Here is a 12,065-nt window from a genome sequence, read left to right on the forward strand (position 1 = left end):
TGCCCACGTGTTACTCACCCGTCCGCCGCTAATCTCAAGGAGCAAGCTCCTATTGATTCGCTCGACTTGCATGTATTAGGCATGCCGCCAGCGTTCGTCCTGAGCCAGGATCAAACTCTCCATAAAACTGGTAGTCAATCTGCAGCGCATTAGGTCGTCAGCTTCACTCTCTCAGTCGGTCACGTACCAAAGTACGCTCCCTTCTTCGTTCGATTGCTTCCTAGTACTACACTACAGCTCGACAACCAGTATGAGAATTGATTGCTCAATTCGTACTGGCATCATTTAAGATGTCTATCAGATCAGCTAAGATCTGCTTGTGTTTGTTTCACCGGCAAAACCGGCTTCCCAAACGATAATTCGTTGACATTTTGCTGTTCAGTTTTCAAGGTTCATATGGTTATAAATTATGGAGCGGGTGAAGGGAATCGAACCCTCATCATCAGCTTGGAAGGCTGAGGTTTTACCACTAAACTACACCCGCGTTATTATTATTATTATTATTATGGCGCGCCCGGCAGAAGTCGAATCCACAACCTTCTGATCCGTAGTCAGACGCTCTATCCAATTGAGCTACGGGCGCTCGCTAAGATTTAAAATGTGTTTGGTGCGGTAAAGAGGACTTGAACCTCCACGGGTTATTCACCCACTAGGCCCTCAACCTAGCGCGTCTGCCATTCCGCCACTACCGCGTATTTATTATTTTCGCGACATCCTTTATTATACATGATAAGTAAAGTTTGTCAACACTTAAGTTTTAAAAAGTTAAAATGGTGAGCCATGCAGGATTCGAACCTGCGACCCTCTGATTAAAAGTCAGATGCTCTACCAACTGAGCTAATGGCTCGTACAGTTTTGAATTTAGATCATGCATGCACGATTATCATTCAAAATACTTCGCACTGTTTCTCGCTAAGTTTTTCAAACTAAGTTTGAAAAACTTGGCTGGGGTAGCTGGATTCGAACCAACGAGTGACGGAGTCAAAGTCCGTTGCCTTACCGCTTGGCTATACCCCACTATTATTATTTTGGAAAGAACATGGTGACCCCTACGGGATTCGAACCCGTGTTACCGCCGTGAAAGGGCGGTGTCTTAACCGCTTGACCAAGGGGCCATTTATAGTGTGTTGCTTTGTCGTTTGTTGTCGTTGTTCCTTGTCGACTTTTATTATTATAGACAGTCTTACACTATTCGTCAACAGTTTTCTTGAAACTTTTAAAAAAAACGTTCAACCCCTTGATATCACTAGGGTTGAACGTTTTAATAAGCTTGTGTTATTGAATTTCTTTTAGTATACCGTGACATTTTCCACACCGGAATCGCTTTGTGTCTACTCGTCGTTTTCGTTCATATTGAAGTCCGCAATTTGTACAAGTATAGATACGGATCTTTCTAGATGAGGTTTCTCGGCTCCTGAGTGGTTTGCAATATCTTGGTGAATCAGTTTGTAGCAGAAGGTTTTTAAAATCATGATCCCCATGTTTATATCCCCTTCCTTCTATATGAAGATGATAATGACACAACTCGTGTTTTAGGACACCTACTAGCTCTTCCAATCCATATAGATTTTCAACTTTAGGATTCACTTGTATGGAATGATCCGATAGCATATACCTACCGCCCGTCGTTTGAAGACGACTGTTGTAGACAGCTCTGTGAACAAATGGTTTCTGAAACCACTGAATAGATAGCCTCTCAGTAAGTGCTTGTAGTTCATCAACCGATAGATTAATACCGTTCACTGTCATTTCCCAGCAGGGGCTAACATCGTCAAGGCAATTCTGCCCTTTGCTTTATCTACAGATTCAACCCAAACTGTTACAATGTCCCCTGAAGCTACGACATCCAAAGGATGCTTCACAAAGCCTTTTTTCAATTTAGAAATATGGACAAGTCCGTCTTCGTGCACTCCGATATCGACAAATGCCCCGAAGTCTACAACATTTCTTACAGTTCCTTGCATTTCCATTCCTTCGTGAAGATCTTTCATATCCAGTACATCCGCTTTCAAAAGAGGTTGAGGATATTCATCACGCGGGTCACGATTCGGTCGTTTCAATGTTTCAATCACATCATTAACAGTCACGATTCCAACTTCCAGCTTACTTGCGAGTTCTGCGCTGTTTAAATCGTTGAGTGCAGCGATTGCTTCTGCGGATCCAATTTGTTTCTTTGAAACTCCCGCTTCTCGTAAGATGTCCTCGGCGAGTGCATAACTCTCCGGGTGTATGCCTGTTGCGTCGAATAATTCCTTTGCATTAGGTACTCGTAAGAAACCTATTGCCTGTTCGTATGTTTTTGCACCTAACCGTGGTATTTTTTTCAACTGTGTTCTTTTTTCAAATTGACCTTCCTCTTCACGTTTTTTCACAATGTTTTCAGCAACTGTTTTAGACAGTCCCGCGACATATTGTAATAATGATGCAGAGGCCGTGTTAACATTGACACCAACACGGTTAACAGCCGTTTCAACGACAAACGAAAGAGACTCTGCTAATTGCTTCTTAGCAACGTCATGCTGATATTGGCCGACTCCTATCGATTCAGGATCAATTTTCACTAACTCTGACAGCGGGTCTTGGAGTCTACGAGCGATCGAAATTGCACTTCGTTGTTCAACTTGCAAGTCCGGGAATTCTGAACGGGCTTGTGCAGATGCAGAGTAAACACTCGCCCCTGCTTCGTTGACAATGACATATGCTACATCTGAATCAACTTCCTTAATCGTTTCTGCAATGAACTTTTCTGTTTCTCTAGAAGCCGTCCCGTTTCCAATTGCAATTAGTTTAATGTCGTATTTCTTCAGTAGTTGTAGCACTGTTTGCTTCGATGCCTCTTTTTGAGGTTTCGGTGGGTGCGGGTAAATGACCGAGATTTCTAGGTTTTTACCAGTCTCATCGATTACCGCCAATTTACAGCCCGTCCGAAAAGCCGGATCGACTCCCAGTACCATTCGCCCTTTTAACGGTGGCTGTAGTAACAAGCTCTTCAGATTTTCTGCAAACACATGAATCGCTTGCGCTTCTGCCTTTTCAGATAAAGACGCTCTGATCTCACGCTCCACGGATGGCGCGATTAGTCGTTTGAACGAATCTTCCAATGCTTCTTTTACATAATGTGTAGCAGGAGAAGATTCTCGTTTGACAACACTTCTCTCCAAATCCCCTATAATTCTATCAGCGGGGAATCCTACTGTTACTCGGAGTACATCTTCTTTTTCTCCCCGATTTAATGCGAGAACGCGGTGTGGAACAACTTTAGACAATGGTTCCTCATATTCGTAATACATTTCATAAATACTTTTTTCATCTTCAGCGTCTTTGCGTTTGGATGAGACGAGTGTCCCTCTGGACCAGCTGATTTTACGGATTTTCTCGCGTAGTGCAGCATCATCTGCAATACGCTCTGCAATAATATCCTGTGCGCCTGTTAACGCATCCTCAACTGTGTTCACTTCTTTTTCTTCATTGATGAACTCTTTAGCTAACGTTTCAACAGCTTCATTTGTAAATTGAAGAAGTTTGTCAGCAAGCCCATTTAACCCTTTCTCAATCGCGATCATGGCACGGGTCCTACGCTTTTGTTTATAAGGACGATATAAGTCTTCAAGCCGTTGTAAAACGTCTGCTGCTTTTATTTGCTGTTCTAGTTCTGGAGTTAACTTGTCTTGTTCACCAATCAGACGGAGGACTTCCTCTTTTCTCTGTTCCAGCCCTTTGCTGTATTGGTATGCGTCTTCAATGTCTTTAATTTGAACTTCATCCAATGAGCCGGTTGCTTCTTTGCGGTATCGTGCAATAAATGGCACGGTATTCCCTTCATCCAACAATGCAATGACTTGTTTAGTTTGTTTCAAAGGAAGTGCTGCACGTTTTGCGGTCAATTCTAAAATTCGTTCCGACATTTCCATTCCCCCATTCATTACTTCTTAGTTTACCATGAAAGTGCACACAAAAAATCCCACTTCTAATTTATAGAAGCAGGGTTCCTGCGATGAACGTCGCATCGTCGCCAGGTTTCACCGTTGCGCGTACCATTTCAGATAGCGTAAGCGGATCATCACTTTGGCTTAAATAAGCTTTAGGACTTCTGAGTTCGACACCGTCTGAATGCATGAAGAACAAATCTCCATTTTGATAGGCATATTCTTGTGTCTTCATTTTTTGAGGGCGACCGGATAAGTACCCCATCACGGGAAGTGGGTACAGCATTTTTCCGTCATGTTGTCTGATATATAGCCGAACATTACCAACACAGCTATGTTGAATGGTATGTTTCAAGTAGTCAACTTTTACAATCGCTACCGCTGCACCACGTTTTTGTACCATATGCTCATTAATACGACTGAGTAGCTCTTCAATCGATTCTTCATGATGCTCCTCTAATATACGCGGCATGACTTCCGCGGACTGGCGGGCAACAATTCCACTGCCAAGTCCATCCGCGATGGCGCATATAAAATAGTCCTCTTCCGCGTGAAGAAAGTATACGTCCCCAGAATCACGATTTCCACCTTTGGCCTGTTGATAAATATATGCCTCGATATGATCGTTTTTGAATGTTTCCATCAAGAGGCTCCGCCTGCTGCCACAATGGCTTCCTGTAATTTCTTAATTGCCTTACGTTGAAGTCTGGACACGTGCATTTGAGAGATGCCAAGAAGTTCACCGGTCTCCTTTTGGCTAAGTTGTTCAATATATGTATATTGGATAATCTGTTTCTCCCTGTCCGACAAAACATTTAACGCATTTGCAACGAGCAACCTCTGGTCCGTTTTTTCATATCCATCATCTTTTGACCCGATGATATCAAATAATGTAACAGTCCCACCTTCAGAGTCTGCTTCAAGCGTATGATCCATTGAGAGCGCTTGATAACTACGTCCCATTTCCATAGCTTCCAATACAGATTCTTCGTCTACTTCCAAGTACTCTGCAATTTCGCTCACAAGCGGAGATCGTTGAAGTTCTGTAGTAAGCGTTTCAACGGTCGCTTTGATACGAGGTCCGAGTTCCTTAATACGTCTCGGTACATGGACCGCCCATGTTTTGTCACGTAAAAATCGTTTGATTTCACCAATAATCGTAGGGACAGCAAAAGCTTCAAAACTACGACCGAATTCAGGGTCATATCGCCGGATAGCGCCTAGTAGTCCCAGCATCCCCACTTGTGCGATGTCTTCGTGATACGACTTCCCTTTAGAATATTTACGAGCAATCGATTGGACAAGACGCTCATAATGCATGACGAGTCGAGTTTGAGCTTCATCATCCTCATTTTCTTGATATTGTTTAATCCACTCTAAAACCTGTTCCTGAATTTGCGGATCACGAGTAGGCTGTTTGCTTGACATCTGCTTCGCCCCGCTCTCTGCCCAGGTATTTGGTCATGAAAACAGTGACTCCTTCTTCATGATGGACTTTTACGTCATCCATTAGTGTTTCCATTAAATAGAGTCCAAGTCCTCCTTCGCGTATGAGTTGAACATCAGACTCTTGTTCAGTATAAGGACCAACCTGTTTTTTAGTTTCTTCAAAATCGAAACTTTGACCGTGATCTGCTACCATGATTTCAAGTTTGTCTTCATACAATGCACAGCCTATGATAATTTCACCTTCTTCGTCCTCATCATAAGCATGCCGTACTGCATTTGTAATCGCTTCGCTGGAAGCAATCTTCAAATCTTCAATTTCATCGTATGTAAAACCAAGGCGGCTTGCTAGCCCTGAAATCGTTAACCTCGCCACACCAACGTACTGCGGCTTAGCAGGAACTTTTATTTCAATGTAATCAAACGGTGCCATTCGTGTCCCCACTTTCCATTTCAATCTCAACCACATCGTCGAGACCTGTAATTTCAAATAGTCGCTTCAGTCGTTTGTTCAAACCGACAATTTTAACTGAACCATTCACAGCTTTCACTTTCTTATAAAACGCTACAAAAACGCCTAATCCTGTACTATCCATATAATTCACATCTTTAAAATCGAGCACAGCTTGACATTCCGGTTGGTCTGCAACTTTTTCAAGTTGCTCTTTTAATGTCGGGGCAGTAAACGCATCAATCTCCCCAATAATTTTAAATACATGGACACAGTCCTTCTCTTGTACATCAACTTGTAAATTCATTTATCCACACCCCATATTTTCTGTTGTAAACTGAGTTTAGACCTCTGTAATTGTGTTTACCCATTTTTGTGTGAACAAAACATTTTTATTCTTTCTTGAAGAGGACAAGAGTAAAGTCATCATGTAGCATGTAATTTTGCATTTTAAAAAGTTCTGTATAAAGATGGTCGACAATTTGTTGTGCAGGTAAGTTTTTCACATCACGTAGCATGCCCAAAATCACGTCTTCTTCGATGAAGCCTTCAGCATTTCTACCTTCAGTAACACCATCCGTCAACATGACAATAAAATCGCCTGTAGCCAACTCTATTGACTTCTGTTGAAAGTCTACGTCTTTGCGAATACCAAGCAATAAACCTTTGGCATCCAACTCAACAAAACGATCCTCTTCAGCACGATAGAGCAATGCAGGTTCGTGACCGGCAGAGCCGAACGTAAACGTACTTGTCGCTCCAACGTATTTACCGTAAAACATGGAGATGAACATCGAATCATCCATGCTTTTCTCAACAATTTGGTTAATGACTTCTAATACGTGATGTGGCTCTGTAGCCTTTTCCCGCAAACTATCCATCCCGAATTTAATCATCGACATGCAAAGAGCGGCAGGAAGTCCCTTCCCCATCACATCTGCCACAGCAACGCATGCTTCCTCGTTACCTTGTTCGATAAAATAGACATAGTCCCCACTCATCTTTTTCGCGGGCTTACTTACAACACCTATATCCAAACCATTTACTTTAGGAACGGTTGTCTCAAGGAGCATGTCTTGTACCTTTACAGCGACATCCATTTCGATTTGCAGCGCTTCTTGTTTACGCACGAGACTCTGATGCTCCATTAGCGCCAATCCGTAGTGAATCATTATTTCTATTAAAAAGTCGTAAGAGGGTCCGATTCGCAAAGCGAGATCAGGAAAAATCTGCTCCACAGATGTTTTGTGAAGACTGATCACTTCTTCAGGCGAAATCTTTTTTTCGATAAACTTCCGACTGACTTGCTGGGCAGCATATAAATCAGTTTCATCCTCATGGGTTATATATTTCCTAAGCAATTCAGAGTATTGCTTTCCTACTTCTTGCGGCATTTGTTACTCTCCTTATCGCAGCCATTTTGTTGCAGTTATTATGGTACCCTTGCCAACCTCTGACTCGACTTTAAAATCGTCCATTAAGCGTTTTACTCCAGGCATACCTGCGCCAAGTCCACCAGATGTCGAAAATCCATCTTCCATTACTTTACGTAAGTCTGGAATACCAGGCCCTTCATCCGATGCGATGATGGTCATCCCCTTCATGCCATCTGTGGAAAGTCGATCGATTTCTATCTTTCCTTTACCCGCGTACAAGTAAATATTACGTGCTAGTTCGCTAATAGCCGTTGTAATTCTTGCTTGGTCCACTGTTCCGAACCCGGAGTTTTTCGCTTCATTACGACCAAGCTGTCGTGCAGCAACAATATCCCATTCCGTGAAAATCTCTACAGAAGACCGATTGTCCATATTCAGGCCTCCAATTCTCTACGTAGCTTCGTAAGTCCGTTTTCAAGATCCAGGGCTGTCATTACATTTTCTAAACGAATCCCAAGTTCAATCAAAGTAATTGCTACGGCAGGTTGGATTCCTGTAATGACCACTTTAGCTCCCATGAGACTTGACATACTAATTACGTCACCAAGCACTTTTGCGATGAATGAATCGATAAAATCAATAGAGGTCAAGTCGATGACGACACCTCTAGCAGTAGTTTCGTGCATTTTGTTCAATAAGTCTTCTTGAAATTGAATCGCAGTCTGGTCGTCTAATTCCCATTGTATGGAAACTATGAGAACTTCATCTAATTTCAAAATAGGTATACGGACATTCATATTACTCTACCTCCACTATTTCTCTGTTGGTTAAGCTTAATGCTTCCTGCATTCCTCTACGAAGTGTGCTAGTGGTCGTGAAATCACTTAAGTTTATACCTAGCGCAACGATAGTTTGTGCAATTTCAGGTCGAATTCCGACTAACATACATTTTGCACCCACAAGACGTACAGCATCTGCCGCTTGGATGATATGGTGCGCAACCATTGTATCGACAACGGGAACTCCTGTAATGTCGAGCAATACAACTTCCGCTCGTTGTTGAACAACACCTTCAAGTAAATTTTCCATTATCAACTTTGCACGCTCAGTATCGATAGTCCCAACTAACGGCATGATTGACACCTTGTCCACGACTGGTATTAACGAAGCCGAAAGTTCCTGCAACGCGACTTTTTGCAACGTGTCAGTTTGTTCCCATTTAACGGCATAAGCTTCTATAATACTTTCACGTAAGGGGTTGATCCATCCAGTAAATACGCCCATAAAGATTCTTAGGTTCTGTTCGGTAATGACTTCTTGGTCTTCAAGCATTTCAAAAACAACAGAGGCAAAATTGTCGATTGCTTTGTTCACAAATTTTATAGACCAACCAAAGCGGATCACTTTCTCCGTAAAATCATCTAGGCGTTCGTCGTTCAACGCGCTTTCGCCTTCGTTTATGTTGGAGGTCATTAATGCTGTAAACTCACGACTCGTCTTTTCAACAAGGTGCTGAGGCATAAAATGAAAGAAACGCTCACCCTTCTCTTCTTTCATCAGTTCAATCCATTTTTCAATAATTGCATCCATATGTTCGTTTACTACTGTCCTCATTTTACTGTTCATAATGATATATTTTCCCCCTTATGATCAAAACGCGATACTACTTTGCTCTCTAGTATAACGGATTAATGGACGTTCAGCATCTTTTCTGTACAAAAAATCCATTCCGTCGGAGGACAGAATGGATTTCTTTGCTATGTATGCCTATAAGTTAGTTAAGCCAAAACTGACTTCTAATGCTTCATCTACCTTCTGCATGACTTGGTGATCTAAGTGGGTGATTTTATCTGTGAGCCTCGATTTGTCGAGAGTGCGGATTTGTTCGAGCAGGATTACAGAATCCCGCTCGAAACCATGACGGGCCGCATCTATTTCGACATGTGTCGGCAACTTTGCTTTTTGTATCTGGGCAGTGATCGCCGCCACGATCACTGTAGGGCTAAACCGGTTCCCGATGTCGTTCTGAATGACGAGAACAGGCCGTGTGCCGCCTTGTTCAGATCCTACGACCGGCGACAAATCCGCAAAAAAGACATCTCCGCGTTTAATTGCCAACTTTTCATCCTCCGCTTACGATTCGTTCCACCGTATGCTGAGCTTCGAATTCCGCATGCAGACATTCAGCGGCAATTCCAAGATTGATTTGGGACATTTCCACATATCCGCGCATCATCTTTTCTCTGATTGCATTTAACTCACAATCAGTCTTATACCGCGTAGCCGAGTAATATACGAAATCTCCCTGCTGCTCCTGATGGACGATCGTCTGTTCATTTTGTTTCAGCATTTTTGTGGGGATTTCCATAAGTAATTCTCTTTTGTTTTGGTTAGCATCCAACTCTAGCACCTCCGACAAAACCCGATCCTCATTTCTATACATGTTTATCTTACCATTGGAGTTCGACAATGAAAAGACAAATTAGGTAATATAGCGACAAGTTGCGCAGTCAGGTTTGGTAGTTTGTCGAAAGTGCGAGAAGTAGGAGGTGCCAACTAATCCCCAAAATACTGTCTTTGTACACGTCTAGCAATCGTTACGGCAATTTCATAAGGAATCGTGCCGATACGAGTTGCCCATTCTTCCATTGTAATTTCTTCATTTCCTTGTTTCCCTAGTAATACAACTGGTTCACCTTCTGGATACCTTTCAGGTAATCTCACCATACATTGATCCATGCAGATTGTTCCTATAATCGGAACGCGCTGACCACGAACAAGTACATGCTGATTCCTTAATCCCCTCTTCAATCCATCTGCATAGCCGATTGGCAATGTCGCGATCCATTCACCCGGCTGTGCAATATATGTACCTCCGTAGCTAATAGGTTCACTAGATTGCACCTGTTTCACAAAAGAAATCTCTGTTTGCAGACAAAGAGCACGTTCTAGTTGAAAAGGTAACTCGGAAGCAACCACTTCAGAAGGCGCGATCCCATACATCCCGATTCCGAAACGAACCGCATCTAGCGCATAATCCGGAATTCTAAGGGCTGCTGCACTATTCGCAGCATGAACAAGTTTCGGACGTTCCGGAAAGCAGGCAACTAGCCTTTCGAAAGAGCGGAATTGTTTCTTCGTCCTTTCAATGTCTTGCTCATCTGCTGTAGCAAAGTGCGTAAATACACCTTCCACTCGGATAGCCGAAGTTCCTTCAAGAATTTTAATTATTTCAATTATTTCTTGTTCACTTCGTACTCCTATCCTACCCATCCCTGTGTCAATTTTTACATGAGTATTCAAAGATTCTTTCAGCCCTCGGAGTGCATCAGCTGCAGCCTGTGCCCATTGAACACCTGGAATCGTAACTGTGATTTCTCGGCGGATTGCTTCTTTTAAAAAAGTAATGGGGACAGGACCGAGTACTAGAATCGGTTGTTGAATGCCTGCCTCGCGTAAAGTCAATGCTTCGTCAGGTGTAGCAACAGCCGCCATAATCGCCCCTTCTTGAAATGCAGCCCGTGCACTTTCAGTTGCTCCATGTCCATAGCCATCTGCTTTCACAACTGCTATAATGCCCGTTTCATCAGGCAAAAATTCTCTTAAGTTCCTGACGTTCGCACGTATCGCTCCTACATTAACGACAGCACGAGTAGGTCGATAGTTAAATGTTTCTGTCACACGGATCACCTCTTCAGAATAAGTATTCTCATTATCATCCTGAAAGGCGCCGCACGTCAATCTAGATAACAAGCGGGTACCAAGTGATTTGGCACCCGCTTGATGTGTTTGATTTACTTGACTACATTTGGTTGCATCGAACCTGCCACTTGAATGAGTTCACCCTTGCTAAGTGTCTCAGAGGCTACATAAAATGCAATTCCATCTTGTTCCCATCGAATTGTTTGACCAGAAAGTGCAGCAACTGCAAATCCTAAGTCTACAGGGTCTCCCTCTATAGATACCGGAAGTTGGCTATTTACTGCAGCTGCCGGTTCTTGAACAACAACGAAGTCTTTTCCAGCTCCTCCATAAGATAGGAAGACACGCGTTCCAGTTTCTGTTGCGACAGGCTCTTCACTTAACAACGTAACACCTTCAAAGGAAGCAGAAGGATAGAACGTTTCAAGTTGCGCTTTTTTGTCCTTAGGTTTTTCATCTTTTTTCTCGTGGTCCATATTTTCCGTCTCAACTTTATAGTCATCCGCTTTACGTTTTACACCTAACGTAATTTTCTTAAATGATACACGGATTTTCTCTTCTTTGTTTGCATCCAATAAGGAAACGTGCGTTGGAAGCAAGGTCTTTTTGTCAATATGGATCTGTTGCTTCGGCAAAACTGCTTTATGATTATTGCGAGTTGCCGTTTCAAATACATACGTCTTATCTTTTTCAGTCATCGTAGATTTCTTATCAGCTTTAATATCATCAGATAACGTGCTGATTAAGTACGCCTGGCTATTTTGTGCTGGCCAATCACTTTGGAATTTGTACGTCTTGTTCAAGGATGGCGTGACAACAAAAACCCCTTCTTCGTTACGTACAATCATCTGTGACTCATCTTTCCCTTTTTGAGAAACGTCTACTTTGTAAAAATCAGGCTTCGTGTGCCAAACTGTTACGTCATAGAGACGTGGTTCTTCACCCGTCTTAATCTCCATTGTTGCTTGAAGATCGTACCCATTCGAATCATTCCATTTCCCACTCAATTTCTTAACGACATCTTCTTTCGACGGTGCTCCACAAGCAGTTAGTAACAAAAGAACCGCACCCATCAACAGTAATCCAATTTTGCTCCGCATTCAGGTCATCCTCTCCTATTTCAATCGGGTAGGTCATCTTATGAGGAGGGACAGTCATTTATGC

Annotated in this window: 14 protein-coding genes, 6 tRNA genes and 1 rRNA gene; all 21 read right to left on the minus strand. The window is 42.7% G+C overall.

From position 1 onward, the window contains the following. A 16S ribosomal RNA gene (locus M3197_RS15215) occupies nucleotides 1-126 on the minus strand; the annotation flags it as partial. A 284-nt stretch (nucleotides 127-410) separates the two neighbouring features. Continuing rightward, nucleotides 411-484: transfer RNA gene (locus M3197_RS15220), tRNA-Gly, on the minus strand. A gap of 22 nt (nucleotides 485-506) precedes the next feature. Beyond that, nucleotides 507-583: transfer RNA gene (locus M3197_RS15225), tRNA-Arg, on the minus strand. A 22-nt stretch (nucleotides 584-605) separates the two neighbouring features. Beyond that, a tRNA-Leu gene (locus M3197_RS15230) sits at nucleotides 606-692 on the minus strand. Nucleotides 693-771: 79 nt separating this feature from the next. Next, nucleotides 772-847 (minus strand) — tRNA-Lys (locus M3197_RS15235). A gap of 95 nt (nucleotides 848-942) precedes the next feature. Further along, nucleotides 943-1,017, minus strand: a tRNA-Gln gene (locus M3197_RS15240). A gap of 23 nt (nucleotides 1,018-1,040) precedes the next feature. Then, nucleotides 1,041-1,115 (minus strand) — tRNA-Glu (locus M3197_RS15245). A gap of 160 nt (nucleotides 1,116-1,275) precedes the next feature. Further along, on the minus strand, nucleotides 1,276-1,734 hold the full coding sequence (locus M3197_RS15250) for a SprT family protein (RefSeq protein ID WP_251662624.1): 459 nt from the start codon (nucleotides 1,732-1,734) through the stop codon (nucleotides 1,276-1,278). An 11-nt stretch (nucleotides 1,735-1,745) separates the two neighbouring features. Further along, a complete protein-coding gene (locus tag M3197_RS15255; RefSeq protein ID WP_432814008.1) occupies nucleotides 1,746-3,905 on the minus strand; it encodes a Tex family protein in 2,160 nt (719 codons plus the stop codon). A 67-nt stretch (nucleotides 3,906-3,972) separates the two neighbouring features. Next, nucleotides 3,973-4,569: a SpoIIE family protein phosphatase gene (locus tag M3197_RS15260; protein ID WP_251662465.1), complete on the minus strand. Its 597-nt coding sequence runs from the start codon at nucleotides 4,567-4,569 to the stop codon at nucleotides 3,973-3,975. After that, nucleotides 4,569-5,354 carry an RNA polymerase sigma factor SigB gene (gene sigB, locus M3197_RS15265; RefSeq protein WP_251662467.1) on the minus strand — a complete coding sequence of 262 codons (786 nt, stop codon included), beginning with the start codon at nucleotides 5,352-5,354 and terminating at the stop codon, nucleotides 4,569-4,571. Before sigB ends, M3197_RS15260 begins: the two co-directional genes overlap by 1 nt. Further along, nucleotides 5,329-5,805, minus strand: a complete 477-nt coding sequence (gene rsbW, locus M3197_RS15270; protein ID WP_039044384.1) for an anti-sigma B factor RsbW — start codon at nucleotides 5,803-5,805, stop codon at nucleotides 5,329-5,331. The genes sigB and rsbW overlap by 26 nt, the downstream gene beginning before the upstream one ends. Beyond that, entirely contained in the window at nucleotides 5,792-6,130 is a 339-nt protein-coding gene (locus M3197_RS15275; RefSeq protein ID WP_251662469.1) for an STAS domain-containing protein, read from the minus strand. The genes rsbW and M3197_RS15275 overlap by 14 nt, the downstream gene beginning before the upstream one ends. A gap of 85 nt (nucleotides 6,131-6,215) precedes the next feature. Beyond that, nucleotides 6,216-7,217: a PP2C family protein-serine/threonine phosphatase gene (locus tag M3197_RS15280; protein WP_251662471.1), complete on the minus strand. Its 1,002-nt coding sequence runs from the start codon at nucleotides 7,215-7,217 to the stop codon at nucleotides 6,216-6,218. Nucleotides 7,218-7,229: 12 nt separating this feature from the next. After that, complete coding sequence (locus M3197_RS15285; protein WP_251662474.1) at nucleotides 7,230-7,631, minus strand: anti-sigma regulatory factor; 402 nt, start codon at nucleotides 7,629-7,631, stop codon at nucleotides 7,230-7,232. Between the two features lie 2 nt (nucleotides 7,632-7,633). Next, nucleotides 7,634-7,996: an STAS domain-containing protein gene (locus M3197_RS15290; RefSeq protein WP_025783173.1), complete on the minus strand. Its 363-nt coding sequence runs from the start codon at nucleotides 7,994-7,996 to the stop codon at nucleotides 7,634-7,636. Nucleotide 7,997: 1 nt separating this feature from the next. Beyond that, nucleotides 7,998-8,825: an STAS domain-containing protein gene (locus tag M3197_RS15295; RefSeq protein WP_251662475.1), complete on the minus strand. Its 828-nt coding sequence runs from the start codon at nucleotides 8,823-8,825 to the stop codon at nucleotides 7,998-8,000. Between the two features lie 141 nt (nucleotides 8,826-8,966). Next, nucleotides 8,967-9,317: a type II toxin-antitoxin system PemK/MazF family toxin gene (locus M3197_RS15300; RefSeq protein ID WP_025783175.1), complete on the minus strand. Its 351-nt coding sequence runs from the start codon at nucleotides 9,315-9,317 to the stop codon at nucleotides 8,967-8,969. 4 nt (nucleotides 9,318-9,321) lie between these two features. Continuing rightward, nucleotides 9,322-9,609, minus strand: a complete 288-nt coding sequence (locus M3197_RS15305) for a transcriptional regulator (RefSeq protein WP_369795252.1) — start codon at nucleotides 9,607-9,609, stop codon at nucleotides 9,322-9,324. A 146-nt stretch (nucleotides 9,610-9,755) separates the two neighbouring features. After that, nucleotides 9,756-10,880 carry an alanine racemase gene (alr, locus tag M3197_RS15310; protein ID WP_251662477.1) on the minus strand — a complete coding sequence of 375 codons (1,125 nt, stop codon included), beginning with the start codon at nucleotides 10,878-10,880 and terminating at the stop codon, nucleotides 9,756-9,758. A 113-nt stretch (nucleotides 10,881-10,993) separates the two neighbouring features. Further along, nucleotides 10,994-12,001: a LolA family protein gene (locus M3197_RS15315; RefSeq protein WP_251662480.1), complete on the minus strand. Its 1,008-nt coding sequence runs from the start codon at nucleotides 11,999-12,001 to the stop codon at nucleotides 10,994-10,996. Between the last annotated feature and the right edge of the window lie 64 nt (nucleotides 12,002-12,065).

Source organism: Sporosarcina aquimarina, assembly GCF_023715615.1.
Classification (GTDB): Bacteria; Bacillota; Bacilli; order Bacillales_A; family Planococcaceae; genus Sporosarcina; species Sporosarcina aquimarina_A.

Coding starts and splice junctions, on each gene's coding strand:
- sigB (WP_251662467.1), bottom strand. CDS start 5,354: ATGTCAAGCAAACAGCCTACTCGTGATCCGCAAATTCAGGAACAGGTT.
- M3197_RS15295 (WP_251662475.1), bottom strand. CDS start 8,825: ATGAACAGTAAAATGAGGACAGTAGTAAACGAACATATGGATGCAATT.
- M3197_RS15255 (WP_432814008.1), bottom strand. CDS start 3,905: ATGTCGGAACGAATTTTAGAATTGACCGCAAAACGTGCAGCACTTCCT.
- M3197_RS15260 (WP_251662465.1), bottom strand. CDS start 4,569: ATGGAAACATTCAAAAACGATCATATCGAGGCATATATTTATCAACAG.
- M3197_RS15285 (WP_251662474.1), bottom strand. CDS start 7,631: ATGGACAATCGGTCTTCTGTAGAGATTTTCACGGAATGGGATATTGTT.
- M3197_RS15290 (WP_025783173.1), bottom strand. CDS start 7,996: ATGAATGTCCGTATACCTATTTTGAAATTAGATGAAGTTCTCATAGTT.
- M3197_RS15275 (WP_251662469.1), bottom strand. CDS start 6,130: ATGAATTTACAAGTTGATGTACAAGAGAAGGACTGTGTCCATGTATTT.
- M3197_RS15315 (WP_251662480.1), bottom strand. CDS start 12,001: ATGCGGAGCAAAATTGGATTACTGTTGATGGGTGCGGTTCTTTTGTTA.
- rsbW (WP_039044384.1), bottom strand. CDS start 5,805: ATGGCACCGTTTGATTACATTGAAATAAAAGTTCCTGCTAAGCCGCAG.
- M3197_RS15280 (WP_251662471.1), bottom strand. CDS start 7,217: ATGCCGCAAGAAGTAGGAAAGCAATACTCTGAATTGCTTAGGAAATAT.